28 protein-coding genes and 1 tRNA gene are annotated in these 26,079 nt (G+C 49.8%); 22 read left to right on the top strand and 7 right to left on the bottom strand.

Annotated elements, in window-relative coordinates:
* Nucleotides 1-53: 53 nt before the first annotated feature.
* The 5 genes from DPQ25_RS01855 to DPQ25_RS01835 all read left to right on the top strand — a co-directional run bounded on the left by DPQ25_RS01855 (nt 54) and on the right by DPQ25_RS01835 (nt 3,920).
* Entirely contained in the window at nt 54-317 is a 264-nt protein-coding gene (locus DPQ25_RS01855) for an HPr family phosphocarrier protein (protein WP_112331474.1), read from the top strand.
* Nucleotides 318-412: 95 nt separating this feature from the next.
* Nucleotides 413-2,272 (top strand): excinuclease ABC subunit UvrC, encoded by a 1,860-nt coding sequence (gene uvrC, locus DPQ25_RS01850; RefSeq protein WP_112331473.1) that lies wholly within the window; start codon nt 413-415, stop codon nt 2,270-2,272.
* Nucleotides 2,273-2,406: 134 nt separating this feature from the next.
* On the top strand, nt 2,407-2,955 hold the full coding sequence (gene rsmD / locus DPQ25_RS01845) for a 16S rRNA (guanine(966)-N(2))-methyltransferase RsmD (RefSeq protein WP_112331472.1): 549 nt from the start codon (nt 2,407-2,409) through the stop codon (nt 2,953-2,955).
* The gene (gene coaD / locus DPQ25_RS01840) at nt 2,956-3,459 is read left to right on the top strand and encodes a pantetheine-phosphate adenylyltransferase (protein ID WP_112331471.1); all 504 of its coding nucleotides are present in this window, start codon (nt 2,956-2,958) and stop codon (nt 3,457-3,459) included.
* Nucleotides 3,456-3,920, top strand: a complete 465-nt coding sequence (locus DPQ25_RS01835; RefSeq protein WP_112331470.1) for an SPFH domain-containing protein — start codon at nt 3,456-3,458, stop codon at nt 3,918-3,920. Before coaD ends, DPQ25_RS01835 begins: the two co-directional genes overlap by 4 nt.
* 170 nt (nt 3,921-4,090) lie before the next feature.
* Here the strand turns inward: DPQ25_RS01835 and DPQ25_RS01830 are convergent, their stop codons facing one another.
* On the bottom strand, nt 4,091-5,473 hold the full coding sequence (locus tag DPQ25_RS01830) for a YcxB family protein (protein WP_112331469.1): 1,383 nt from the start codon (nt 5,471-5,473) through the stop codon (nt 4,091-4,093).
* Nucleotides 5,474-5,907: 434 nt separating this feature from the next.
* On the opposite strand from DPQ25_RS01830, the gene DPQ25_RS01825 reads away from it, so the two are divergent.
* The 10 genes from DPQ25_RS01825 (at nt 5,908) to DPQ25_RS01780 (ending at nt 13,053) form a co-directional block, all read left to right on the top strand.
* A complete protein-coding gene (locus tag DPQ25_RS01825; protein ID WP_177576789.1) occupies nt 5,908-7,548 on the top strand; it encodes a CPBP family intramembrane glutamic endopeptidase in 1,641 nt (546 codons plus the stop codon).
* A gap of 14 nt (nt 7,549-7,562) precedes the next feature.
* Nucleotides 7,563-8,078, top strand: coding sequence for a nucleoside deaminase (locus DPQ25_RS01820; RefSeq protein ID WP_112331467.1), 516 nt, complete (start codon nt 7,563-7,565; stop codon nt 8,076-8,078).
* A gap of 57 nt (nt 8,079-8,135) precedes the next feature.
* Nucleotides 8,136-8,786 carry a hypothetical protein gene (locus DPQ25_RS01815; protein WP_112331466.1) on the top strand — a complete coding sequence of 217 codons (651 nt, stop codon included), beginning with the start codon at nt 8,136-8,138 and terminating at the stop codon, nt 8,784-8,786.
* Nucleotides 8,787-8,928: 142 nt separating this feature from the next.
* On the top strand, nt 8,929-9,390 hold the full coding sequence (locus DPQ25_RS01810; protein WP_112331465.1) for a GNAT family N-acetyltransferase: 462 nt from the start codon (nt 8,929-8,931) through the stop codon (nt 9,388-9,390).
* Between the two features lie 168 nt (nt 9,391-9,558).
* Complete coding sequence (gene rpsU / locus DPQ25_RS01805) at nt 9,559-9,735, top strand: 30S ribosomal protein S21 (RefSeq protein WP_112331464.1); 177 nt, start codon at nt 9,559-9,561, stop codon at nt 9,733-9,735.
* Nucleotides 9,736-9,815: 80 nt separating this feature from the next.
* Complete coding sequence (locus DPQ25_RS01800; protein ID WP_177576788.1) at nt 9,816-10,334, top strand: YqeG family HAD IIIA-type phosphatase; 519 nt, start codon at nt 9,816-9,818, stop codon at nt 10,332-10,334.
* On the top strand, nt 10,324-10,767 hold the full coding sequence (gene aroQ, locus DPQ25_RS01795; RefSeq protein WP_112331462.1) for a type II 3-dehydroquinate dehydratase: 444 nt from the start codon (nt 10,324-10,326) through the stop codon (nt 10,765-10,767). Before DPQ25_RS01800 ends, aroQ begins: the two co-directional genes overlap by 11 nt.
* Nucleotides 10,768-10,809: 42 nt before the next feature.
* Nucleotides 10,810-11,898: a M24 family metallopeptidase gene (locus DPQ25_RS01790; RefSeq protein WP_112331461.1), complete on the top strand. Its 1,089-nt coding sequence runs from the start codon at nt 10,810-10,812 to the stop codon at nt 11,896-11,898.
* Nucleotides 11,899-12,001: 103 nt separating this feature from the next.
* Complete coding sequence (gene efp / locus DPQ25_RS01785) at nt 12,002-12,559, top strand: elongation factor P (RefSeq protein WP_112331460.1); 558 nt, start codon at nt 12,002-12,004, stop codon at nt 12,557-12,559.
* Nucleotides 12,560-12,618: 59 nt separating this feature from the next.
* The gene (locus DPQ25_RS01780) at nt 12,619-13,053 is read left to right on the top strand and encodes a CD1247 N-terminal domain-containing protein (RefSeq protein ID WP_112331459.1); all 435 of its coding nucleotides are present in this window, start codon (nt 12,619-12,621) and stop codon (nt 13,051-13,053) included.
* Nucleotides 13,054-13,356: 303 nt separating this feature from the next.
* Here DPQ25_RS01780 and DPQ25_RS01775 read toward each other — a convergent pair whose 3' ends face one another.
* Both DPQ25_RS01775 and DPQ25_RS01770 read right to left on the bottom strand, forming a co-directional pair.
* Nucleotides 13,357-13,821, bottom strand: coding sequence for a DUF4358 domain-containing protein (locus DPQ25_RS01775; protein ID WP_112331458.1), 465 nt, complete (start codon nt 13,819-13,821; stop codon nt 13,357-13,359).
* 28 nt (nt 13,822-13,849) lie between these two features.
* Entirely contained in the window at nt 13,850-14,731 is an 882-nt protein-coding gene (locus tag DPQ25_RS01770) for a GDSL-type esterase/lipase family protein (protein WP_112331457.1), read from the bottom strand.
* A gap of 403 nt (nt 14,732-15,134) precedes the next feature.
* On the opposite strand from DPQ25_RS01770, the gene DPQ25_RS01765 reads away from it, so the two are divergent.
* From DPQ25_RS01765 to DPQ25_RS01755, 3 genes are all read left to right on the top strand, one after another.
* A complete protein-coding gene (locus DPQ25_RS01765) occupies nt 15,135-17,195 on the top strand; it encodes an RNA polymerase sigma factor (RefSeq protein WP_112331456.1) in 2,061 nt (686 codons plus the stop codon).
* A 96-nt stretch (nt 17,196-17,291) separates the two neighbouring features.
* Entirely contained in the window at nt 17,292-17,855 is a 564-nt protein-coding gene (locus DPQ25_RS01760; protein WP_112331455.1) for a zinc ribbon domain-containing protein, read from the top strand.
* Nucleotides 17,856-17,873: 18 nt separating this feature from the next.
* Nucleotides 17,874-18,626 (top strand): zinc ribbon domain-containing protein, encoded by a 753-nt coding sequence (locus DPQ25_RS01755; protein WP_112331454.1) that lies wholly within the window; start codon nt 17,874-17,876, stop codon nt 18,624-18,626.
* Between the two features lie 212 nt (nt 18,627-18,838).
* Here the strand turns inward: DPQ25_RS01755 and DPQ25_RS01750 are convergent, their stop codons facing one another.
* Nucleotides 18,839-19,153: a DUF1540 domain-containing protein gene (locus DPQ25_RS01750; protein WP_112331453.1), complete on the bottom strand. Its 315-nt coding sequence runs from the start codon at nt 19,151-19,153 to the stop codon at nt 18,839-18,841.
* A gap of 60 nt (nt 19,154-19,213) precedes the next feature.
* Nucleotides 19,214-20,422 carry a bifunctional phosphopantothenoylcysteine decarboxylase/phosphopantothenate--cysteine ligase CoaBC gene (gene coaBC, locus DPQ25_RS01745; RefSeq protein WP_112331452.1) on the bottom strand — a complete coding sequence of 403 codons (1,209 nt, stop codon included), beginning with the start codon at nt 20,420-20,422 and terminating at the stop codon, nt 19,214-19,216.
* Nucleotides 20,423-20,695: 273 nt separating this feature from the next.
* Between coaBC and DPQ25_RS01740 the strand changes: the two genes are divergently transcribed.
* Nucleotides 20,696-21,340 (top strand): ECF transporter S component, encoded by a 645-nt coding sequence (locus DPQ25_RS01740; RefSeq protein ID WP_112331451.1) that lies wholly within the window; start codon nt 20,696-20,698, stop codon nt 21,338-21,340.
* Nucleotides 21,341-21,424: 84 nt separating this feature from the next.
* Nucleotides 21,425-22,198 carry a type III pantothenate kinase gene (locus DPQ25_RS01735; RefSeq protein WP_112331450.1) on the top strand — a complete coding sequence of 258 codons (774 nt, stop codon included), beginning with the start codon at nt 21,425-21,427 and terminating at the stop codon, nt 22,196-22,198.
* A 173-nt stretch (nt 22,199-22,371) separates the two neighbouring features.
* Here the strand turns inward: DPQ25_RS01735 and DPQ25_RS01730 are convergent, their stop codons facing one another.
* Nucleotides 22,372-23,337 carry an ATP-binding protein gene (locus DPQ25_RS01730; RefSeq protein ID WP_112331449.1) on the bottom strand — a complete coding sequence of 322 codons (966 nt, stop codon included), beginning with the start codon at nt 23,335-23,337 and terminating at the stop codon, nt 22,372-22,374.
* Nucleotides 23,338-23,342: 5 nt separating this feature from the next.
* The gene (locus tag DPQ25_RS01725) at nt 23,343-24,350 is read right to left on the bottom strand and encodes a DnaD domain protein (protein WP_112331448.1); all 1,008 of its coding nucleotides are present in this window, start codon (nt 24,348-24,350) and stop codon (nt 23,343-23,345) included.
* A gap of 521 nt (nt 24,351-24,871) precedes the next feature.
* Here DPQ25_RS01725 and DPQ25_RS01720 point away from each other — a divergent pair.
* Both DPQ25_RS01720 and asnA read left to right on the top strand, forming a co-directional pair.
* Nucleotides 24,872-24,947, top strand: a tRNA-Gly gene (locus DPQ25_RS01720).
* Between the two features lie 113 nt (nt 24,948-25,060).
* On the top strand, nt 25,061-26,071 hold the full coding sequence (asnA, locus tag DPQ25_RS01715) for an aspartate--ammonia ligase (protein ID WP_242978188.1): 1,011 nt from the start codon (nt 25,061-25,063) through the stop codon (nt 26,069-26,071).
* The last annotated feature ends 8 nt before the right edge of the window (nt 26,072-26,079 follow it).

The following is a 26,079-nucleotide window of genomic DNA, read 5'->3' as shown; positions in this document are numbered from 1 at the left end:
TGAAAACAGAAATCGTATAGCTATGATATTGATGAGCTAGGAGTGGATTTTAAATGTGTGTTAAAGAAGTATTGGTACAGAATCAGGTCGGGTTACATGCGCGTCCGGCAACCTTTTTCATTCAGCGGGCCAACGAATTTAAGTCTTCCATTTGGGTTGAAAAGGAAGAGCGCCGCGTAAATGCGAAAAGCCTGCTGGGGGTTCTTTCCCTTGGCATTGTCGGCGGAACAGATATCCGCATTATTGCGGATGGCGCCGATGAGGAGCAGGCGGTCAACAGCCTGGTAGACCTTGTTAAGTCAGGATTTGCCGAGTGATTTTTAAGCAATAGTGAGTGTTTTGGGCGCTTCCGTACGGCTATGAGTACAGAAGGCGCCCTTCTTTTTATTTGTAAGGCTGGTAGGAGGCGGAAATGGACGAGCATCAAGAACACATTAAGCGGCTTAGAAGAAAGGCAATGAAGCTTCCGCTGCATCCCGGCGTGTATATTATGCACGATCGGTCGGGAAAGATTATTTATATCGGAAAAGCGAAGGCTTTGAAAAACCGCGTCAGCCAATATTTCGGCAGTGAGAAAAATCACGACAGCAAGGTGCGGCAGATGGTTGCCCATGTAGAGGATTTTGAGTATATCTTGACCGACAGCGAGTTTGAGGCGTTGGTTTTGGAGTGCAGCCTGATTAAACAGCATATGCCGAAATATAATATTCTCCTGAAAGACGACAAGGGGTACCATTACATCCGGGTGACCCGCGGGCCCTGGCCTAAAATATCGGAGGCCAGGCAGTTGGCTGACGACGGCGCCGATTACCTGGGGCCGTTTGTCAGTTCGTGGGTCGTGCGTGAGAGCATTGACGAGGCGCAGAAAATCTTTGGCCTGCCAACCTGTAACCGGCGCTTTCCCCAGGATATTGGTAAGGGGCGGCCGTGCCTGAATTTCTACATTAAGCAGTGCTGTGCGCCGTGCAGGGGAAAGGTCTCCCAAAAGGATTACCGCGAGCTGGTTAATGACGCGCTGGATTTCTTGAAAGGCGGCAGCAGCGACTGTGTCCAGGGCCTGACAAAGAGAATGGAGGAAGCGGCTGAAAGCCTGGATTTTGAACGTGCAGCCCGTATTCGGGATCGCCTGGAGGCTATCCGCCGTCTTGGCAAAAAGCAAAAGGTGGTTGCGGTAAAGGTGCCGGAGCAGGATGTGGTTGCTTTGGCCGTAGGGCCCAGCGGCGGCTGTTTTGAGGTGTTTCGGTTCCAGGATGGGCGTCTGTGCGACCGGGAAACATTTTTGCTGCAGGAGGTTGGATCGGCCAAGACGGCCCGTATGGAGTTTATTGAGCAGTACTATTCCATGCGGGATCGCATCCCCCGGCGTGTATGCCTGGATGGGCCGGCAAGCAATATGGAGCTTTTGTCGCAATGGCTTTCCCATAAGGCGGGCAGAAAGGTTGAGGTTATGGTTCCCAAAAAGGGGGAATCGGCCCAAATGGTGGAGATGTGCCGGAATAACGCAGCGGAACAGCTGGCGCAGAAGACGGGGCGGACGGGCCGTGAGGCTTCCGCGCTGGACGAGCTGGCCCGCCTGCTGGGCTTGGAACATCCGCCGAGTTATATCGAGTCCTATGACATCAGCAACCTGGCAGGGGGCGAAAATGTCGCGGGCATGGTGGTGTTTGAAAATGGGCGCCCGCTGAAAAGCGCTTACCGTAAATTTAAGATCAAGACCGTGCTAGGCCAGGATGACTACGGATCCATGCAGGAGGTTTTGACCCGGCGCTTTCAAGAGTATCAGGATCACAAGGGCGAAGAGGGGTTTGGACATTTACCGGACTTGATTCTGCTGGACGGCGGCAAGGGGCAGGTCGGCGCGGTGCAGCCAGTGTTGGAGGCCTATGGGCTTCGGATCCCGCTTTTCGGTATGGTAAAGGACGACAAGCACCGCACCCGGGCAATTACGGGCGACGGTGGGGAAATTGCCATTAATTCAAATCGGTCCGCTTTTACGCTGGTCAGTTCCATTCAGGAGGAGGTTCACCGTTTTGCCATTGGGTTCCACAGACAGACGCGCAAGAAAAAGATGATCGGCTCCTCCTTGACGGAGATTCCCGGAGTGGGCCCCGCACGGGTACGGGCGCTGTTAAAGCAGTTTAAAACGGTTTCGGCCATCCAGGCCGCACAGTTAGAGGAGCTGGAGGCGACGCCATCTATCAGTAAACCGGTCGCAAAGACGATTTACGACTATTTTCATCTGGAACCCGGCCCCGCGCAAGAAGAAAGTTGACAAGAGTTCCCGATCATGGGATAATATCTATAAATAGCTTTACTGCCTTACAGCGGGAAATTGCTGTTTTTCACTTCCCATAAGGGGCGGTAGCGAATTTATTGGGGGCATCGCCCCATTAGGGAGGGCCAAACATGCGCGTTATTACAGGAACCGCACGGGGCAAGCGCCTGACGACGCTGGAAGGGGACCAGGTAAGGCCAACCTCCGACCGTGTTAAGGAGGGCCTGTTCAATATTATTCAGTTCGATATAGAGGGCCGTCGTGTTTTAGATTTATTTGCGGGCTCCGGCCAGCTGGCGGTTGAAGCGCTGAGCAGGGGGGCGGCCCAGGCGGTTTTGGTGGATAAAAGCCGCAAGGCCCTTCAGGTAGCAGAGGAAAATTTAAAATCCACGGGCCTTACCAGCCGTGCGCAGGCCGTACAAATGGAGGCGCTGGCCTACCTATCCACAGCTAGGGAACGCTTTGATATTGTTTTTTTGGATCCGCCTTATCGATTGGGCCTGTTGCAGGAGGCGTTACCCCTGGCAGGGGAGAAGCTGAACCGTGGCGGCGTGGTAATTTGTGAGCATCCGTTGGATGATCTACTGCCGGAAACCGCCGGAAACCTGCTGAGAAGGCGGGCCTATCGGTATGGGAAAATCATCTTGTCTGTTTACCGCTTAAAATTGGAGGATGAATAAATGCAGTCCTTAAAAGTAGCGATTTGCCCCGGCAGCTTTGACCCGGTCACCTTGGGGCATATGGATATTATCAACCGGGCGCGGCGAATTTTTGACCATGTCATTGTGGCGGTGATGTTGAACCCCGCCAAAAATACCATGTTTACAGTGGAAGAGCGCATCGAGCTGTTGCGCAAATGCACCGTGGACATGGCCGATGTTGAGGTGGTAGGCTTTGAGGGGCTGCTTGCAGATTATGCTAAAATCCGTGATGCAACGGCAATTGTCAAGGGGCTGCGGGCCGTTTCAGACTTTGAGTACGAGTTTCAAATGGCCTTAACCAATAAAAAGCTGAATAATGAATTGGAAACGGTTTTTTTGACCACACGGGCAGAGAATATGTATTTGAGCTCCAGTATTGTAAAGGACATCGCAAGCTTTGGCGGTGATATTTCTAATTTTGTTCCCGATTGTATCTTAGCGGATATCAAGGACAGATTGTATAAGGGAGGTCGCAGAAGTTGAACACAGAGGATTTGATCGACGAATTATATGCAATGGTGGAAAAAGCTTGGAGCCTTCCGCTGAGCCATGGCCGGGCTGTTTTGGACGGTGATGAAGTAAAGAAGATCCTGGACGAAATTAAGCAGGCGCTGCCGCAGGAAATACGTCAGGCAAAGGCCATTGTAGCGGATCGCTCGCAAATTATCAGCGACGCACGCCAGGAGGCGGAAACCATTGTCCGTTTGGCGGAAGAGCGTAAAAAGGCTATGATTAACCAGCATGAAATTGTAAAGCAGGCACAGCAAAAGTCCAATGATATGATTAGTCAGACGCAGGCTAAAATTCGCGAGATGCGCAAGGCTTCCAATGATTATATAGATGATCTGATGAAACGCACGGATGATGCGTTGGCGGCAAATCTGGCGGAGCTGCGCAAGACGCGTCAGAATATTAAGGCCTCACAGCGGTCCGGCCAAAATTAAAGCCGGTTTTAGCAGCGAAGCTTCCCCTCTTTATACTTCCATTTCATCAAAGAGGGGGCTTTATTGTTCTCTAAATGAAGAGCCTAAATATCCCCCCTCAGAAAGGTTTTAAAGTCCTTCTGAGGGGGGATGTTTTAAATATTTTTACAGCTGGGAACAGTTTTTAGGGCCTAAAACCGATGGAAGCCATGGCCCAGCTTTCTTTTTAGAAATTCACGGAAGTGGATGGAATCGCCCTGTTCAAAATTATTTTTGTTGAGGTAATAAGCCTGCTCCTCGCCAAAATAAAGATAGAAGAAGTCACGTGTCTCGTAGGCGGAGGTGATTTGAAAATAGGGGTAGGCATTAGCGGCTTGCATGCCGCCTACACGGAAATTCTCCTCGCGGAAGGTATAACGGTTGATTCGGATATGAGCCTTGCGGTAGGAATTAAGATTGTTGCGCGTCATCTTTATCGGCACCCAGATAATCCAGCCAATCAGAGCAAGGCCAATCAGCAACAACAGGAAGGAAATTAGCCCCTCCACATAGCTGGAGAAAAAGCCGGCCAAGCAAATAATGGATAGGCATAAGGCAATAAATGGCATAGAGGTCTTTTTACGGAGATAGTGAAAGACGGTAAACTTACGGATGGCATCGTCTGTGTATTCCGTTACATTGAGAAACAGTGTCTCAAGCTGCTGGGGCGGTTCGCCTGCTTCTTGACGCCGCTTTTCGTCATCCAGCTGTTCCTGGCGGTATTGGGAGATGCGGTCTGCGAGCTCCATGCGGCGGCGCTTCATGCTGCGGTTATAAAATACCTGGCAGGTGCCGACAACAACAATCAACGCGGTAAAACCGATGATGGAATACCAGAGCCAATCCGGCACGTTTTCAACGGAAGGCATGGGCTTTACCTCACTAAAGACAATGCTGTCAGTAATGTCTTTTACAAGGGCTTTTGCGCGGTCGCTGACCTGGCCTCCGTTTTTGTAGGTGTTAATGGCAATGGAATATCCGTTTACAATGGTTCCATAGCTTACCTGGGAGTTGAGGCCGTTTTGTTCGGAGTTGACAGAGACCTCCATATAAAAGAAGGGAACGTCGCTGTGCGGATATTTTTCCAGCTTGTAGTCAATTTTTTCGGTATCCGGCCCGGAGGGCTTCATGGAATCAAGCACTTGCTGGAAACCGGCGTCATCCAGGGCGCCTAAATTATAGATGTTCTGCGTGGAATCCGAGCTCTTTTTATTGATCGTAATATTGATGGAACGATCCTTGGAGATTAGCTGCATGCAGGTGCCATATTGGTTAAATTCCTCCTTGAGCTGAGTGGGGTCCTCAATCCCGGCCTCCTCCAAGACGGGGTCCTCCAGTAGAAAACCCTTGTAGATTATGTACATGTCCTCAGGGAGTTCAATTGAGATGCCAGCATCTGGAACCTCCAGGCGCCCGTCCGTGCCGGATTGGGCGGACGATAGTCCAGAGCTGGCTTCTTCAGCGGCGAGAACACCGGTTCCCGCGGTACTGACCAACAAAAGACAAACAAGGCAAAGAGAAATGAGACGTTTCACTTTTGGCTTACTCCTGTTCTGTTGTTATATTTTGGCTGTCCGCTCGAGATTGCGGCGGTTCGGACAGACAAAACCGTCTATGACGGTAAAAAATAAATTTAGGTTTATTATACAACAAACGTGCGGAGGAATCCACCTTTTTTTCAACAAATTGGGCATAGGCCTTCTTGCGGCCCGGGTTTCAGCTTATTTAAGAGTTCCTCAGCCGTATTGCGTACGGATAAGAATGCCCGTCCGCTCGTGGGCGCCATGCTGTTATTTTTCATTTCCTTTTTTTCAGGGGTATGTTATAATGGCTACAATACAGCAGATTTTATCCATTAAACGCAAAATCGGTTTTCACAAAGCCAACTTTAAAAAATTCGATAGAAAGAGGAGCATGAAATTTATCAGGCATGCTCTTGGTTGAAAGTGACGAAAGGGAGGAGATCTTCATGGACGAACCCTTGATTCCGCAGGAAAGGGCGGAGCAGGCGCCTGCTGCGCAGCAAACGGCAGAGCCGGGCAAAAATCTGCCGCCAAGGCCGGGCGGCAATCCGGCTCCTATGTCCAATATACCCGGTCAGCCGCAGCAAGCTCCGGTGAATGCATGGGGCGGCCGGCCTAATCCACAGGGCCAGTACGCCCCGCAGCAGGGAGGGCCTTCATCGTTTTATTCCCCTGAGGCGCAAGCGGGCGGACAGTGGGGGAATCCACAGGGGTCGCCGCCAGGGCAGCAGACTCAATGGAGCCAGTCGCGGGGGGCATACCCCACCTCTCCACCCATTCAGGAGCAGGGGCCTTTACAGCAGGGCTGGGGCCCTGTGCCGCCTCAGGGGCCTGTGTCGCCCCAGGGTTCCGTGCCGCCCCAGATTCATCGCCAGGAACAAATCTACGTGAACCAGGGCGCCGGTCGTGGCTGGCCGCCCCCGCCGCAACCGCTCAATCAGCCAGTTCAGGGCCGGAATGCGATGCCGCAGGCTCCTCAATATCAGACGCCGCAGACCACTCCGTATTTCCGGGGCCCGGCTAACCAGGGATGGCAGCCTGTACGGCAGCCGACGGTACAGGCGCCCTATGCGGCTCCGGATTGGAGCGTCTGCCGGACACTGCTTGACACACAGGAGAGAAAGCATCGCCGCAAGCTGTTTCGCAGCTCCTGCAACCAGATCGGCTGGACAATCCTTTCCTGCCTTCTATTATTGACGGCGATTATTTCCATGCTGACCACCGTAGTTCTGGTTTTTCATCTTTACCCGGCGGGAATGGGGGCCGGCGCATGGATGGAGACGGCCAGCTTTTTTTTCATAGAGTCCATCGCTTATATTTTGGCTTTTCTGATTCCTACCCTATTGTTGCTTTTATTGAAGCGTGTGCCAATGTCGAGTGTTTTTCCCAGCAAGCGGGTTTCATTCCCTGTTGCGGCCGCTACAGTGGCGATTGGTTTTGGCATATGCATATTGGCAAATTTTCCCGCTGCGTGGATAACGGCGATTTTTCAGCGCTTCGGGCTTTCGCAGGAGATGCCGGGTTATGAAGTCAACCAGGATATTCTGGCACAGGTGCTCTTTTTCATCGGCGTAGCGGTTATCCCCCCGCTGGTGGAGGAGTTTCTCTTTAGGGGGGCTGTTTTGCACCTGCTGCGTAGGGGAGGGGATGGCTTTGCCATCGTTCTTTCCGCGGCCCTTTTTGCTTTGCTTCACGGTAATTTTATCCAGGCGGTTTTTGCTTTTATCTGTGGCCTGGTTCTCGCTTATACGGTTGTCCGTACGGGGAATATCTGGCTTGCAATCATCATCCATTTTCTCAATAACAGCTGGAGTGTTGTAAATCAGATTTTATACAGCTCGGGGCTGGAAACAGCGGCTGACCTCGTTTATTCCGTCTGCCTCTTTGTTATACCGGTTCTGGGTGTTGTCGGCATCATTTTTCTGGCGGTAAAGGGCAAGCTGCTGCTTCCTGCCTCCGGTCAGAAGACGGGCGTTATGCCGGTGTCGGACCGTCTTAACGCATTCCTTTTTAACCCGGGGATGATTGTTTTTCTGGCATACTCCATTTTCTCTTGCGTGAGCATGTTGGTTTACACCACTGATTAAGGAGTTTTAGTATAATGGAGCAGCTGGAAAAAGATGAAAAATATATGCGGCTGGCACTGGCACTGGCACATGAGGCGGCGCTGGCCGGCGAGGTCCCCGTGGGTGCGGTAGTAACCCGTGGGGATGAGGTCGTTGCCTGTGGCAGGAACCGGCGCGAGCAGGATAAAAACGCCCTGTGCCACGCGGAGCTGGAGGCCATTGATGCGGCCTGCCGTAAGCTGGGGGGGTGGCGGTTGTGGGAGTGTACCTTGTATGTGACGCTGGAGCCATGCCCCATGTGTACGGGCGCGGTAATCAACGCCCGGCTCAAGCGGCTGGTATTTGGCGCTTACGACCCAAAGGCTGGCTCATGCGGTTCGGTCGCCAACCTTTTTACACTGCCTTATAACCACCATCCGCTTGTTGTCCCGGGCATTCTGGCTGAGGATTGCGCGGCAGAGCTCAAGCGTTTTTTTAAGGATTTAAGGAAGCAAAGGGCTGCCGGCAATGTTGCTGCCTGGAAAAAGCCGGGAATTTCGCGGTTTGATTGAGAGCGGCAAGCTTTATTTTGCTTATGCGGGGCTTTCCCTAAAAATGGAGGTGATTCCATGCCTCAGGCGCTCAATCGCTTTCGAACCCCGAAGGCTCCTGCCCCGAGGCTTTATCAGCTATTGCGCACCGCAGGGGTGTTTTTGTTGGGACTGGTGCTGGGGCTTTTGGCAAAATGGCTGGATACCATTCCACACGATGGCAGTTTAAAGAGCTTGCTGCTGGCGCAGACGGGCCAATTCCTTTCAAGACTGGGTGCATGGGCGTTTATCGCGCTGCTGCTTGCCGTTTTCAGCGCCGGTCCGCTGCGGGCCAGCCTAAATGTGTCGGGCTTCTTCGCCGGGATGCTGCTGGGGTATTATTGGTACACCACCGTGCTCTTTGGCTTTTTTCCACGGCGGTATGCCACGGTGTGGATTATCATAGCCGCGGCGGCATCGGCGTTGGCTTGGTTGATTTGGTATGCGCGGGGCTCCGGGTGGTTTCCGGCATTCATTTCTGCAATTATAATAGGCTTCTTTATAACACAGGCATTTTCGCTCGGAATGTGGTATGTGGATCTGCGGGAGTTTCCCGAACTGTTTCTTCTTTTTGCCTCAAGCGCAGTACTGTACCGGGAACCGAAGCAATTCTTATACGCTGTGCTGGGAGGGGTTCTGTTCGCGCCGGTTTTGTCCGCTCTTTTTCCCTACGTGTTCGGAGGATTGTAGCGGCGGGTAGTATTTACCGGCCTGTGCCGGGGAGGCGCTCTTTCCCGGGCGGTTTGCAAAATTTAAGAATACAAATTCCGGCTTGTTTTTCCCCTTTAAAATATGTTATAGTGGAACAGGTAGCTCAGGAGGGACGGCAGCGTTGAAAATCAAGTATAGAAAAGCAGGGGCGGGGGATGTCGAGGTTCTGTCCCGGCTGCGTGTCGATATGCTTTCGGCGGATAACGGCCTGTCGGAAGCGCTGCAGAGCGCTCTTTATCAGCAGACGAAGGAGTACCTTCTTTCGGGCCTAAAAGGTCAAACCTTTTCTTCCTATATTGCAGAGGCGGACGGTGTAGTCGTTGCAATGGGCGGTATTTGTTATTTTGATTTGCCGCCGACTGAGTTTTGTCTTACCGGTAAAACGGCTTACGTGAGCAATATGTATACGCTGCCGGCATATCGAAAAAACGGCATTGCCGGCAAAATAGTGAAACTGCTGATGGAAGAGGCGGAAGGCAGCGGCGTTGAGCGGGTACTGCTCAAGCCTACCGCGCAGGGAAAACCGCTTTATCAGGAATACGGTTTCCAGCAATGGAAAGATGCAATGGTGTATTTCTTTTAAAAGGGCGGCGGCTTGCCGGGGCAAATAGGTTTTGGGCACAGATATTTCGCGTGTTTAAAATTTATTCACATCAGAGTCCTTGACAGAATCACTAAGAGTATGTATAATTATTCTTATGTAATACTATTTACTGTTACCCCTGCCTTTTGGCGGATGGGAGGGAAATAAATGGCTGAAATTAGAATTAAAGACAATGAGTCTTTGGACAGTGCTTTAAGGCGCTTTAAAAAGCAATGTGCTAGATCGGGAGTAATTGCCGAGGTTCGAAAGAGAGAAGCTTATGAAAAGCCTTCTGTCCGGCGCAAGAAGAAGTCTGAAGCAGCCCGTAAGCGTAAGTTTAAGTAAGGCTTGCACAAAAGAATCATTGACAGGGAAAGCGGGCCAGGCGCCCGCTTTTTTGTATGAAGAGAAATGGAGGGGCGCTCATGCCGCTTTTATGGCCGACGGTATCAGTTCATAAAATAACGGATATTAAAGCAGAGCAGCTCCATGCAATGGGAATAAAGGCTTTGATTTTAGATGCGGATGATACGCTTTCCGGCCATGGGGAACAGGTGCTGTTTCCGGGCGTTGAAACATGGTTGGCGTCCATGAAAGCATCGGGTTGCGCTATGCTGATTGCTTCCAATAATTTTAAAGAACGCGTTGAACCCTTTGCAAAAAAATTAGGGTTGCCGTTTATCTCTCTATCTTTAAAACCGCTGCCGGTAGGCCTTTTGCGCGCGGTTCACCGCTTAGGGACCAAAAGGAGCGAAACAGCGATGGTAGGGGACCAGCTCTTTACCGATATTTTGGGGGCAAATTTAATAGGGCTGCGCTCTTTTTTGGTGACGCCGGAGTCCATGGAGGCCCGTTTTGGCTTCAGGAGAAGGCTGGAGGTTTCTATTCGTAAAAAAATTGGTTATGGAGTATTGGGAGGTAAGGAAAAGCTAAATGGAAAATAACAGGATTTTATTTTTGTTGGGCCCCAATTTAAATTTGGTCGGCGTACGTGAGAAGGGAATCTATGGCAGCGAGAACGCAGATGATATTTACGGGCAGGTGACAGAAAGAGCCAAGGAGCTGGGCTTTTCCTGCGATGTTTTTCAAAGCAACCATGAGGGGGACCTGATTGATAAGGTGCATGAGGCAAGGGCCAAGTACGCAGGCATCCTACTCAATGCGGGGGCGCTGACGCATTACAGCTATGCCTTGCGGGACGCTATAGCGGGCGTGCCGGTTCCTGTTGTTGAAACGCATATGAGCAACATTCACGCTAGGGAGGAATTTCGTAAAGTTTCGGTGATTGCCCCCGTGTGTAAGGGGCAGATCTCCGGCTTTGGCAAGGTCAGCTATTTTCTGGGCCTGGAAGCTCTGAAAAGCCTGCTCGAGCAGTAGAAAGCAGATTCACAGATTATGGTGATGCAAAGGGGAGATTTTATGACTACAATTGAACGGTTTATGTCCCTTTTACCGCAGGAGGCTGCCGGACGTCAGGTTGATGCGGCGCTGATTACTTCTGAAAGCAACCGTTTTTACCTGACAGGCTTCTCTTCAACGTCAAGTGCGGTTTTGGTATTCCGAGACGCCTGCTATTTTTTGACGGATTTCCGTTATGCCGAAGCGGCAGAGCGTGTCATTCCCGCTCCGTGTAAGGTTGTCTGTATTAAAAAGATGGGAGAAAGCCTTCAGGCATTGTTGAAACAACACAGGGCACGGGGTGTTTTACTGGAAAACGAAAGGCTTTTTTTAAGCCAGGCCCGTTTATACGAAGAGCTTTTTGCCGGTGTAGGCGCGGCGGCAATTGAGGATGATACGGCGGACCGGATTCTTGCAGAGATGCGTTCCATTAAGACGCCGGAAGAGCTCGAAAAGATCAAAGCGGCGCAAAAAATTACAGATGCGGCCTTCACCTATATCCTGGGTAAAATACGGCCCGGCGTAACCGAGCGCGAAATCGCACTGGAGCTGGAATTTTATATGAGGCGGCAGGGCGCGGACGGCGTGGCGTTTGACCTTATTGTCGTCGCCGGTGAAAACGGATCGCTGTGCCATGGCGTTCCTTCCGGCCGTACCATAAGCCGGGGCGATTTTGTGACGATGGACACCGGCGTACTGCTCAATGGCTACCGCTCCGACATGACGCGTACGGTGGCGGTAGGGGAAGCCAGCGCAGAGCAGAAGCATGCCTACGACATGGTTTTGAAGGCTCAGCTTGCCGCGCTGGAGGCTATAAAGCCGGGGATTCCCTGCAGCCAGGTGGACCGCGCCGCACGAAATATCTTAGAGGCTGAATATAAGGGGGCCTTTGAGCATGCCACCGGCCACGGCGTTGGGGTTGATATTCACGAGCGGCCTCGTTTTTCCGCAAGTGATGAAACCATTACACGCCCGGGCATGGTGGTCACAGTGGAACCGGGCATCTATTTAAAGGGAAAATTCGGCCTGAGAATTGAGGACATGATTGTAGTTACGCAGGACGGCTGCGAAAATTTGACGCATTCCCTAAAAGATCTGATCATTTTATAGGAAAGGCTTATTGTATTTTCATGGATTTACAAAATCTGCTTGAAATATGGCCTGAAATATAATACACTAGATATAGAATAGGAAAATTATTGGAGGATGCAATATGATATCTGCAGGAGATTTTAGAAATGGTGTTACATTTGAAATGGATGGAAATGTTGTTTCTATCATCGAATTTCAGCATGTAAAGCCAGGAAAAGGCGCGGCCTTTGTCCGTACAAAGATCAGAAACGTCATCACAGGGGCTGTAACGGAAAAGACATTTAACCCCAACGACAAGTATCCTACGGCTTTTATTGACCGCCGCGATATGCAGTATCTGTACAGCGATGGCGATCTCTACTATTTTATGGATAATGAGACGTTTGAGCAGATTCCGATCAACCAAAGCGTTCTGGGCGACAACTTCAAGTTTGTAAAGGAAAATATGGAGTGCAAGGTTCTGTCCTATAAGGGCAATGTTTTCGGGGTGGAGCCGCCGAATTTTGTTGAGCTTGAGGTTACAAAGACAGATCCCGGCGTCAGAGGCGACACGGCCACCAACGTGACCAAGCCGGCTGTTTTGGAAACAGGAGCTGAAATTAAGGTCCCGCTGTTCATCAATGAGGGCGAGATGATCCGCATAGACACCCGCACGGGCGAGTATATGGAGCGGGCGTAAGCTTTAAACAATAGTCAATCCATTATGGATGATGCTGAAAAGAAAAGGGGGTAAGACGGATGTCTAATTTGGAAAAAGTGTCTTATATTCGCGGCCTTGCAGAGGGCTTGGAGTTGGACGGCTCCAAAAAGGAAGTTAAGGTGCTGAATGCTGTGATCGATCTGCTTGACGACATGGCGAAATCAATGGCCAGAACAGAAGAGGCGCTCAATGAAACCAGGGATCAGCTGGATGAGGTCGATGAGGACCTGGGGTTGCTGGAAGATGATTTTTATGGCGACGAGGCTCTTGACGACGAGGATGACGATGACGAAGAAGAGTGCTATTATGAAGTGACTTGTCCAAATTGTAATGAGACGATTTGCCTTTCTGAGGATATCATCTGCGATGGCCAGATCGAGTGCCCGAATTGCGGGAAGCTGCTGGAGTTTGACCTGGACGACGATGAGTGCGATTGCGGCTGCGGCTGTGAAGATTGCCAGGACAAGGACTAAACCAGCTCTGCTTGCTAAGCCGTGCTGATTTGGAGGACGTGCCTTGTTTGAGATGAAGCTGTCCTAAGAGGCCTTTTAGGCTGCACGCAGAAGTAAGCCCTTGATAAATGAAAAGGAAAAGAGACCCCCGGCCTGCTGAAGCAGGCCGGGGGTTGATTTATCAGGTGGGGGTTGCGAGGTGTTTGCTGAGAGAAATTGAATTTACCGGCAGGCAAGGCATATTGGGAGAACTTATTATTATTGGAACAGAGTTTCTTTATAACAAACACCCCCTTGAAGCAAATCAGCTTCAAGGGGGTGCTTTTATTGAAATGCCTTGTTATAAATTTCCTTTAAATCATCACCCTGAGGTGAAACAATAAGGCTGATATAATTGCCGTTTTGTTCCACCTTGCTCTTCTTTAAAACAGCGTATTCCTCCGGCTGATAGGTCTTCATGGTGTTTTCTTTTTCCTGGTAACGGGCATCAATTTTTTCCTTGATGGATTTCGCGGCATCCGCATCAATGCCCTCAATCAGGATAATTTCGTCGCCCTTGATTCCGGTGGAATCGATATAAACGGCGAACTGCTTCACCTGGGAGGCTTCAATCCCATAATAGGACATCAGGTCGCTTTCATCCAAGTCCATCATATCCTTGTTCTCCATAATGGCTTTCATATCCTCCATTACCTTCGGGAGGTCTGCCGTTTTCTGCGAGGAGGAACAGGCGGTTACGCCAAGCATTACCAGTAGGGTCATACATAAACAGAGAAGTTTTTTTGCCATTGCAATCGTGCTCCTTTCTGAATGAGGGTTATTGAGCGGTATGCGTGTACAGGTAATCTACCCAAACCTGACAACCCTCGTCGGTAAAGTGGATCCCCATATTGTCCGGGTCGCTGCAATAGCTTTGAATTAGATTACCCTCGCTGTCAGAAACAACGCTTGCAACATCGACAAAGTAATAACCCTGCTCTGCACACAATGCCGCCAGCTTTTCGTTGTAAGCGGCCATATTGGTATTGTTCAGTTTATGAGTAGAAATATTCTTAGCCTTTACAAGCGGGGTGGCGCTTTGAATGTAGATTTTAGCATCCGGCGTTTTCTCCAGGATGGTAGTGATGAGCTTTTGCATATTTTCCACAGCGCCGTCTACGCCGTAAGGCGCCAAGTCGTTCATCCCGAGCATAATATAGACCTTTTTGGCGCCGCTTTTGGCCACCGAATCCGCCAAGGACAATTTTTCGCCGTTATACATGGGATGAATGGACTCGTCGGAAACCGGCTGCAGGGCATTTCCACTGCCCATACTGCCCGCGGTGAGGAACTGTGCCTTGCCCATAAAGTTAGCGTTGGACTTGCGCTGCTCAGAGGCATAGCGGTTGAGCTTCAAGCTGACGGAATCACCAATAAAGACGGCATCATCAAAGTAACTGTCTTCAACACGGGTACTCTCGACAAGGGTTCCGGGCGGTGTCTCGACAGGGGATTCGCTGGGTTCTGCGGCCTCAGAGGAAACATCGGAGCCGGCCTCAGAGGAAGCCGGGCTTGTAGATTCGGGCGCAGCGCTTGCGGAGCTAGCCGTACTGGAAGGCGTTTCTGTAACAGAAGAGGCTTCGGGTGTGCTTGAGCAAGCCGTACAAAACAGCATAACTGCCATAATGGCAGCGACGGCAGCAAATCGAGATTTTTTCATATGATAAATGTTCGCTCCTTATCTGTGTTTTTCGACCTCTAGTATAACATACCTGGCCTGATATCTCAAGATTCTGTTAAAAAAAGGCGGTAAAGTGTAAGAAAAATAAATTCGCTGGAATGAGCGTGTTCCTTTTGCTTCTAAGATTTGATATAATACGGTGTAAATTTTGTTTTAGAGAGATGAAAAATGTCTAAAAAATAAATTTATAAAATATAAAACCTTTTTCGAAGCTCGCCTGTCATAGTTATGCAAGGGAGGTGAGATGAACGAAAAAAAGCAGTGCTACGCAATGGTTTGTACGTTTGTTTAAGAGGGAAATAGATGAATATACGGAGAACCAGCGGCAAAAAGAAAAAATATTTAGGCGCATTAAAAAAGGATTGGGAAAGGGGAAGAGAAAATGGACTATAGGCAAGCAGTAGGACTTGCTAAAAAAGGGAAGGAAGAGGGCTTTCAGTTTTTATATGAAAATACTTATAAAAATAAATATTATTTAGCGCTGAAATACCTAAAGAATGAACAAGAAGCGCAGGACGTGCTGCAAGAGGCATATATAAAGGCTTTTGCCCGCTTAGATCAGCTGGAAAAACCGGAAGCGTTCCCAAGCTGGCTGGGAACTATTATTGGTAATTTGGCTAAAAATAAACTGCAACAGAAAAATCCGTTATTGTTTTCAGATGTAGCGGTTCATACCGAAGACGAATCCTTTGAATATAAAATTGAAGATGAGCGTACAAGCTATCAGCCGGAATTAGCATACAGCAGGCAGGAAACCCAGCAACTGGTACATGAAATGATCAGTGCGCTTTCTGAGGAACAGAGAGTGTGTATTTTGATGTACGAGATAGAGGGGATCTCCATTAAAGAAATAGCAGCGGCTTTGGATTGTTCAGTTAACACGGTAAAATCCCGCTTAAGCTATGGGCGGAAAAATTTAAAGAAAAAAGCCGAAGAACTGCAAAAGAAGGGGTACAGGCTATATGGCTGCCCGGCGCTTCCGTTGCTGCTTTCGCTGCTTCGCAGGGAAGAGTCCAGCCTATCTGCAGACGGGTTGTTGGAAGCAGCGCAAAGCCAGGCCGCCCAGCCAATTTTATCCCATGCAGGAACCGGACAGGTTCCGGGGGCTAACACGGCAGCCGTTTCACAGAAGGTGCTGGAAGGTGGAAAGAGCGTTGCGGCCGGAATGGCAAAAAAAGGGCTTCTCTATACCATAGCCGGAAAAGTGACAGCGGCGGTGGTGGGGGTTGCCGTAGCCGGTGGCGTAGCAGGAGCCGCTTATTATCTCGGAACACAGGGGGATAAGCCGGTCTCAAAACCAGAGATGGAAGTGAGCTCGGTTATCAGCGTCAGTCAAGTGCAGGTATCACAGTCGCCGGAGGAACCACAAGTCCTGAAACTGGCAGATGAGGATTATCCGGGCTTAATCGCCGGTAATTTGACCAAGGCTGAAGTAGAATATGTCCTATCCTATGGGCCAGCAGAGATTTCGGCTCAGGGACTTGAGCAAAAGGACTATGTCAATGCCCTGAACGCTCTTTGCCAGGGCCCTGGAGGAAGCGGAATGGGCTCGGCGGATCAGAAAAGTTTAATAGAAAGCTATGGGTATGACAGCCGGTATCGTTCAGTGTACTCCGTAACAGATATAAACCGCTTATTCTTATCATTTGCAGATTATCAATTTACTGAGAAAAATCATGGCGCGAATGAATGGAACATCCAAGTTGAGGACGAAAAACTGTATTTCTTTCCTTCTACAATAAATTTTACAGCAGAAACGAAGATCACAGCTGCGGAATATACCGGTGAAGAAATGATTTTGTATTTTACCTATGACTGTTCCTTTTATGATATGGGGCAGACCAAGAAAACCCATGCCAGCAAAAAAGCGACGCTTCACCCCAATGCGGAAGGTAAATTTCAGATTGTAAGAATTGAAGAATCGGAAAAGAAATCCGAACAGGAAACAAGTTTATCCTCTTCGGTCGAAGGACAAAGCGTTGATGAAGTGTACGCCGGTGTGCTGGATTCCATAAAAAATAAGGAATCCGGGTACCGGTTTACAAATGGGCTGGATTATACAGGCAAGATCAAATATTTTTACCAGGATATTAATCAGGATGGGATAAAGGATTTAATTGTTGGAGCGGAATGTAGTCAAGATGTTTTTATGAAAATGGACTGTAAGTTTTATAGCTGCCAAAAGGAAAATGGCGGCTATCGGCTGATTGAAATACCAGATTCCCAGCTTGTAACAGACTTGTATTTGCCACAGGATGGGTACGGGCTGTTAAGCCTAGATTTGGCCCGAATGTCGGGTATGTACGAATGTAACCGGATTAGCATCGAAAATAACGTCCTCAACCGGACGCACTTGCCGGCGTATAGTTTTCAATTGGGGGATTCCGATGAGAAAAACTTTCGAGAGGAAAACCCGAATGTTAAATGGATTGACTTAGTATGAACTGAAGCTAAGGCGCGGAAGCGTTTATTAACGGGCTCCTCCCTCTTTTAAGGAGATAAATAATAAATTATCAGAATAATATTAGGAGGAATACGAATGTACTACTGTGCCAAATGCGGATCAAAAATTAAGGAGGGCGCGTCATTTTGTGGACAATGCGGAGCAGATCTAAAAAATTGCCTACCGGTACAAGAGACGGCGCATGACGAAGCGAAAACAAATATGCGGCAGGAAGATTTTACCGAACCGGGACGGGCAACAGGAAAAGCGGGAAATACAAGCCCAGAGCTTTATGGAACACAGGCCGGTCAAAACGCGGGGCAGCCAATCAAGCAGTATGCACAGCCTCAATCACAGCCTCAGCCGGTGGCTCAGGGAATGGGAAATCCGCCGTTTTACAATAACCATACTATTCCGATTAAAAACTATGATCCGTCTAAAGACTATACCCCGATTAGCATGTGGGGGTATTTTGGGTACCAGCTCTTGTTTGCCATACCGCTCATTGGTTTTATATTGATTCTTGTTTTTTCATTTTGGGGGACAAGAAATATCAATCTGAGAAACTATGCACGTTCTACTTTTTGTCTTTTTATTGTATTGGTTACCGTAATATTGTTAATAACGCTGATGATTGCTTTAGCTTCAGCTTCAATTTAATGAGAGGATGGAAGAAAAATGTTTTGTTTAAAATGCGGCGCAGATATTGAAGAAGGTACTTTGTTCTGCACACAATGCGGCGCGCCGGTAGAAAACCAGCCCTCGGCCGGACAGGCGCAGCGTGCACAGCCGGCTACACCGGCACAATATACAAATCAGCAATATCAAGGCATGCCTTCAAGCGTGGGAGCCGTTGCCGCTGTGAAAATAAAGCGTAAGAAAACAGGTATTATTATCGGGATTGCAGCGGCTGCTGCCGTTTTGGTAATAGCCATTATTTTTGCCGTTGCCGTTTTGTCCGGCGGCAGAGGTTACAAAGAAACTGTCGGCCAATATCTGAGAGCGAATGTGAACGCTGAGGTAAAAGAATACATAGAGCTGATACCCGATCAAGCAGTCGCTACGCTTATGTCACAGAATGGCTACGGCAGCAGCGAGAGAAGTGAATTTATTAAAGAAGGTCAGGAGAATTTGGACCGAGCGCTAGAAAGAACCTTGGGTGAAAATTGGAAATTGAAGTTCTCCTATAAAGATTTTAAGTACGATATTGAGGACATTGAAGGAATTTCCGGAGAAGATTTAGAGGAGATCCGGAGAAATTATAGAAGGATGGCTATTGATGTATCAGAAGCAATGGCTGTTGAGATCAAAAGTACGTTTAAAGGTATAGAAAGCGAAGGAACGCAGAATATTACTTTAATTAAAGTGGGAAATTCTTGGTATATTGATTTTATCGAGATGAATGTAGGCGCATTTTGGGGATTGAACTAGATGATCCCAATCGTTTACGGCATGCCTTGAGCCTCGGGAGGCAAAAGGCCGGCTTTACCGTTGGGGCGGACGATAGGCAAACGGCGGCAGCCGGAACGGGCAATAAGGCCGGTGTCTTACCGTTAAAAAAACAGCGAAGCCCTTTGAAAAACAGAAATGGGAAAAGAAATGAGGCACAGGATGCATCCTGTACCTCATTTCCAACGGCGGTTTTATTTCATGCGGAAGCTGGCGCACTCCGTTTCGTCCTTGCAGTTGGCGTTGCAGCCACAGACGGAGATTGCGCTGGCGGTGCATTTGCTGGAGGAATTATATACGCAGTTGTCTGCGGTGCAGGCAACATCCAGCGCCTGGTTGGGGTTATTACACCCACAGGAGTTGGATGCGCCTCTTTTTTCCTCGAACGATGCACAGCAGGTTTGGTCGCAGCCGCAGGCGCAGGGGCCCTCTACCTTAATATCAGGGCGGCAGCAGCAGTTTTCGCTGTTATAAGAGCAGCTTTTAACATCACATTGTAAATTTGTCATTTTGGCACCTCTCATTCCACCGGTTTCAGCCGGCGAAAATTATTTTGTGCCAACGGCGCCTCAGTTATTCATTGAGGCGCCTCGCTCCTGTAAAATATAGTCGAGAATTTGATTAGCGACCTCTTCTTTTGACATGCATGGCAGCTCGGTTATATGCTGCCTGGTAATAATGGTCACAATATTTGTGTCGCCCGCGAAGCCCGCCCCGTCAACCTTAAGATTGTTGGCGACAATCATATCCGCATTTTTCCTTTTTAACTTTTTTTGAGAATTTTCGAGCATATTGGCAGTCTCCATGGAAAAGCCGCAGAGATATTGCCCGCTTTTTTTATGTTCTCCCAAATAGAGGAGAATATCGTCCGTCCGGCTGAGTTCAAGCCCGGTGCTGCCGTCAGCTTTTTTGATTTTGTCATTGTGGTACCGGCTGGGGCGGTAATCCGCGACAGCAGCGGCCTTAATGATAATATCCTGCTCCTTCTGCCGCGCGGCCACGGCCTCAAACATATCCTTCGCGCTGACGACATCGACGGTTTCAGTGAACAAGGGTTTTTCCAAAGCCGTCGGGCCGCTGACCAGAGTTACTTTGGCGCCGCGCTTGGCAGCCTCGCAGGCAAGCGCATACCCCATTTTACCAGAGGAGTGGTTGGTGAGGTAACGGACGGGATCCAGCGCTTCCTGGGTAGGGCCGGCCGTAACCAGCAGGCGAAGCCCCGCCATATCTTTCGGGCGCTCAATCAGCTGGCGGACGTAATCGATCAAAATACCGGGCTCCGGCATTTTTCCGGCGCCGGTGTCGCCGCAGGCCAGCCGCCCGCAAGCGGGTTCAACAACCGTGTAGCCGTATTTTTTTAACAAGGCAAGGTTGTCCTGAGTAACGGGCGCCTCGTACATAGCGGTATTCATGGCAGGGGACACTACTTTGGGGCAGCGGCAAGCCAGTATAGTGGTGGTCAGCATATCGTCCGCAAGGCCATGCGCCAGCTTGGCAATAACATTGGCCGAAGCCGGTGCGACAAGGCATAGATCCGCCCTTTTTGCCAGAGAGACATGCTCAACCTGAAATTCAAAATTCCGGTCGAAGGTATCGACCGGACATTTATTGCCGGTGAGTGTCTCAAACGTGATAGGGTTGATAAACTGTGTCGCGTTTTTTGTCATCAGCACATGGACATCTGCGCCTAATTTAACCAAGCCGCTGGCAGCATAGGCCGCTTTATAGGCGGCAATACTCCCAGTGACACCGAGCAAAACGGTTTTTCCCTTTAGCATGTGCCATTCTCCTTTTCTTTTATCCGCAGACGGCCGGTTGGTCATGGATGTTTTGCAGCCGGAGCTTTAACAGCATGGTTTTTTCCGGCCTTGTAATGCTGTGATTAATTATAATTTTAGTATACCGAAGTTTTTTTTTGTTGTAAAGGGAGGATGAAAATTTGTTAAATAATTGTCAGATTGTGGTTGCAAGCCCGGGCTGCGCGTATTATAATAAAGACAAATAATGCATTGTATCCCAACGGTAGGGAACAGTAGCAGGAGGTAATAAAAATGAATAAAAGAGTTGTTAGGTACCGTGACTTTGTGCTGCTGGCGCTGTTTACAGCCATCATTTTCGTGCTGGGAATGACGCCGCTGGGGATGATCCCGCTCGGCCTGATTAAAGCGACGAGCGTTCACATCCCGGTCATTATCGGCGCATTGGTTCTTGGGCCGAAATACGGCGCTGTTTTGGGCGGCGTGTTCGGGCTGGTGAGTCTAATTAGCAACACGGTACAGCCCGCGGCGCTTTCTTTCGCCTTTTCTCCGGTGATTCCGGTTTATGGAACATCGAGTGGCAGCTGGCTCAGTTTGATTATCTGCTTTGTACCCCGGGTTTTGGTCGGCGTCCTCCCTTATTATGTGTTTAAGCTGGTGCAAAAATTATTTCAGAACCACGATAAGGCGGAGTACCTGTCCTGTGGAATTGCGGGCGTAGTAGGCGCTGTTGTCAATACCGGCCTGGTTATGTCGTTGATTTACTTCCTTTTTAAGGACGCATATGCCACGATGAAGGAAGTTCCCGTTGATGCTGTGGCGGGCGTGATTATGGGGGTTGTGCTGACGAACGGTGTGGCTGAGGCAATTATAGCGGGCGTGCTGGTTTCGGTAATCGGCAAGGTGCTGCTGAATTTAAAACGTAAGCAAAAGGCCTGAGTGTGCCGGGGCATGCATTTGGAGCGCTGTTTAGCAGCAGCGTAAAAAAGCCTTGAGAAAATCGATAAAGTAGGAGATCATTCCATGGTTATAGCCATCGACGTAGGAAATACCAACATTGTTTTGGGGTGCCTAGACCCTGACAGCGAAAAAATTTATTTTACGGCGCGGTTGTCTTCCGACCGCTTTAAGACAAGCGACGAGTATGCTTCTTTAATGAGAAACATGTTTATTTTAAACCATGTAGAAATCAAAGACTTAAAGGGCAGTATTATTTCCTCTGTGGTTCCGGCCTTGACGGTAACCATGAAAGAGGCAATTGTCAAGATTTGCGGCATAGAGTCGTTGGTCGTGGGCTCGGGGATTAAGACGGGGCTGAATATTTTGATGGACAACCCGGCACAGCTCGGCAGCGACCTGGTGGTCGATGCGGTGGCAGCTTCGGCGGAATATCCAAAGCCGATTATGATTTTCGATATGGGAACGGCAACCACGCTTTCCGTTGTGGATGCGAAGGGCAATTATACCGGCGGAATGATTATTCCCGGTGTTTTGCTGACGTTGGAGGCGCTTTCCAGCCGGACCTCTCAGCTGCCGCATATCAACTTGGAATCCCCAAAGAAAATTGTGGGAAAGAATACGATCGATTGCATGAAGAGCGGTATTGTTTATGGAAATGCCGCTATGCTGGATGGGATTATTGAAAGAGTAACAGAGGAGCTGGGCGAAGAACCCACCGTGGTGGCGACCGGAGGCCTGGCCTGCAATATTGTCAAGCACTGCAAGAAGAAAATAGTCTGTGACGACAGCCTGATTCTCAAGGGGCTGCGAATTATCTACAATAAAAATAAGGCCTGAGCAGGTTGGTTCCGGCAGGCTGCCGAAACCGCTAGCAAAAATACGCCGGAGCTGCGAGCAGCAGCTCCGGCGTATTTAACCTTTAAGGGATATGTTTTTTCTCAGAACGTTGGTGGCAGGCTGAATAATCGAACAACTCGGAAAAGGTGTTCCTTTACGATCCAGTGTTGATATTACGAATGGCCCAGCAGCCGTTTTTTCTGCCGGATATCCTCCCCCTGAAACAGAACACGCTTATAATCGGCCATAATCCTGGAGGCAAAACGGTCGGTATAGGCCGCGCCAAGCTGCTCCATAGTCAGATTTGTGCTGATGATTGTCGGCCTCGACGTCATTTGGCGGGTATTCACAATGTTGTATATCTCAGCAATGGAGAAAGAGGTTCTGAATTCGGTGCCGAGATCGTCCAGAATCAGCAAATCGCACTCAATTAAGCTCTGCCGGGTGTCTGCATCGTCGCTGCGTCCAAAGTGCTCTTGCTCCAAACGGTTGATGATATTGTTGACAGAGCCGTAAACGACGCCGTATCCTTTTTTGATAACGCCGCCGGCAATCGCCAGGGAAAGGTGAGTTTTTCCCAGACCGGTCCCGCCCATAAAAATAAGATTAGGAGACCGTGGAGAGAACAGCTCGGCGTATTCAATACAATTGTGAAAAACACGCTCCATTTTTTCCCGGTAAGCTTCTGGGTAATATTTGGTGGAAAACTGCTCAAATGAGCACAATGCCAGGGGGCTGGAGGCATTCAGCTCCCGATAAGCCTCCGAGCGTAGCTCCTGCTTCATGCAGGAGCACATTCGCCCGTCGATATAGCCGCTGTCACTGCATTTGACACAGGTATAGTGCGGCTCAAGGTAGTTGCCGGGCAGATGCGCACTGCTCAGCAGGCCGCTTAGCTCCGCTTGCAGCGCCTGATTTTCCTGTTTTAAACGGGAGAGCTGATCCCTGACATTTCCGCCCTTTAGGACGGCGCGTGCAGTGGTAATGCCAGTCTTTGCCAGTGCCTGCTCAATTTGCTCAGCACGAGGGTAGGCTGTAAAAAAATTGAAGCGCCGTTGTTCGGCTTCCTGTTCGGCCTTTCTTTTCCGTTCTCTCAAGATGGCAGCCGTCCGCTCATAGACCTGTTTGTTATAGCCCATTTCAGTTACCTCCATGTAAGATCATCGAACACACCGGATTTCTCAAAGCTGTCGATGTCATAGGTGACTTGCTTCTGCGGCTGCTGAGCTGCTTTTTCTGTCTGCTCCTGCCGGGCCTGCTCCAGAGAACGAACGCCTTTTTGCTGCCAGTTTTCCAAAATTTTATTGATATAGCGCAGATTAACCTTTCCGGTCTGGTCGACGCAGCGTTCATAAGCTTCATGTAGAAGCTCGGCGGGAAACTTCCACTCCGTCACCCAGCGGTTCGCATATTCAATTTCTCTTTGTGTAGGCGAACGCCTTTCAATAGAAAGCGCCTGCTCCACAGTGTGCCAGGCCTGCTGACGCTCGTCCAGCAGGCGCAGTTTCGCTTCAGCCTGCTCGTGTGTAAAAATTTCCTCGTCGGCCCAATTGATAGCTACTTTTTCGATATAACGCAAATTGCCCTTGCCGATGCCGACCGCATATTGAATGAGCATGATGATGACGTCGACGGGCAGGCCATAGTCGTCATGGAGCATCAGCAGGGTAGCGGATTCTCCATTATTGATGAGGCGTCCAAGTATTTGCTGGGCTTCCTCCATGAGAAAGCGGATTTCATCGCTCTCCAGCATCCGCCTGGCAACAAAAGCGTTGTCGGCCTTCTGCGGGCGCGAGAGCATCTTTACCGGCGGCTTGGGCGCGGCGGGAGGAACGGCTGCAGGTACCGCAGGGGATTCCGCCTGTGCTGCCGTAAGGTGGGAGGTTGGAGCCGTTGGAATATATTCGTCCTCATTCTGTTCTATAAGGAGGCCGCATTCCTGCCAATATAGCATGGCATCAGAGACATCGGCACGCTGAATGTGGAGCGCCGTAGCGATGGCCTCGTCATTAATGGGCTGATCATTATGGCGCAGCGCCCACAGCAGGACCTTCAGCTGAACGGCGCCGGCTAATTTTAAATGCTTGTCAACCAGCTCGCAGGGGACCGCAAACACGGAATACCATGAGGCCGGGTTTATATGATAATTCAACTTTTTCACTCCCATAGTAAAAGTATAAACATTGTTCATTCACGGTTTTTTGCGCCATCAAGCAATAGCGCAGGGGCTGCGCCCCGAAAGAAGGCTTTCGAGCAGCAACCAGTAGGCCTGTAAATTGAGGCGTTGTAAAACGGGAAAGGGAAGCCGCCGCCGCGCGGAAAGCACGGGAGGGGCTGCGCCCCGAGAGAAAGCTTTCGAGCAGCAACCAGTAGGCCTATAAATTGAGGTGTTGTAAAACGGGAAAGGGAAGCCGCCGCCGCGCGGAAAGCGCGGGAGGGGCTGTGCCCCGAAAGAAGGCTTCCCAGCAACAAGCCAAAGGCTTGTTGCCATTATACCATATACAATAGGGAAAAGAAAGCGGTAGGAACATCGGAAAAAATAGTCGAACGGCCGGCAACTGGGCGAGTGCATATTAAAGATAAGGACAGAGCGCCTGTAAAAAAAATATAATTTCATTCTTGACATCTAAAAGGGAGTATAATATAATATATAAGCACTTAAAAATGCGCTATGCGAACGTAGCTCATCTGGTAGAGCGCCACCTTGCCAAGGTGGAGGTAGCGAGTTCGAGCCTCGTCGTTCGCTCCATGTTGAGACCATATGCCGGGCCTGTTCCGGTGTGTGGTTTTTGTTTTTTCAGTTGATTTATGCGCTCCGGCGGCTCCGTCCGCTGCGGGCCCGCCGAGGAAAGGGTGACAAATTTGGAGGGAAAGACCTATATTCCCCAGGGCTATCATTCTGTGTTGAATTTAAAGGAAACACAATATGCCATAGAGACGGTAAAGCATACTTTTCAGACAAAATTGGCCAATGCGCTGCACCTGGTTCGTGTAAGCGCACCGTTGTTTGTAGACCCGGATACCGGCCTGAATGATGATTTAAATGGTGTGGAACGCCCGGTTTCCTTTGATATTCCGGTTGTAGGGGTTCGGGCCCAGGTTGTGCATTCCCTGGCAAAGTGGAAGCGTATGGCCCTGTGGCGTTACGGCTTTCAGCCCGGCGAGGGGCTTTACACGGATATGAATGCGATTCGCCGCGATGAAGAGACAGATAACCTGCATTCCATTTATGTGGATCAATGGGACTGGGAAAAGGTAATTACGGCGGAAGACCGCACGCCTGACTATTTGAAAATGACGGTGAACCGGATTGCCGGCGCGGTCTATGACACACTGTGTGTGCTGCAGCAGTCCTTTCCGCAGCTGCATACCAGCCTGTGCAGAACGGTGAGCTTTATAACAGCTCAAGAGCTGGAAGACCTGTACCCGCAGCTTACGCCTAAGGAGCGGGAAAACACCTATGTAAAGGCGCACCCTACGACCTTTCTTATGCAGATTGGCGGCCAGCTGCGCTCCGGTCAAAAGCATGACGGCAGGGCGCCGGATTACGATGATTGGCAGCTGAACGGGGACCTGCTCTTTTGGGACGAGGTACTAGGCAAAGCAATGGAGATTTCCTCAATGGGCATTCGGGTCGATGCCATGGCTATGGATCGTCAGCTGCGGGAATCCGGCTGTGACGGGCGGCGGGCGCTTTTATTCCATCGGATGCTGCTGTCAGGGGAGCTGCCCTTGACAATTGGGGGCGGTATTGGACAATCCAGACTTTGCATGCTGTTATTGGGCAAGGCACATATCGGGGAGGTTCAGTCCTCGCTGTGGGATGCGGGTACCTTGGAAACCTGCCGGGCAGCAGGCGTTGAAATCCTTTAAATAAAAAA

The sequence above is a fragment of the Hydrogeniiclostridium mannosilyticum genome, from assembly GCF_003268275.1.
Classification (GTDB): Bacteria; Bacillota; Clostridia; order Oscillospirales; family Acutalibacteraceae; genus Hydrogeniiclostridium; species Hydrogeniiclostridium mannosilyticum.
This window is presented reverse-complemented; position numbering and strand designations above follow the sequence as displayed.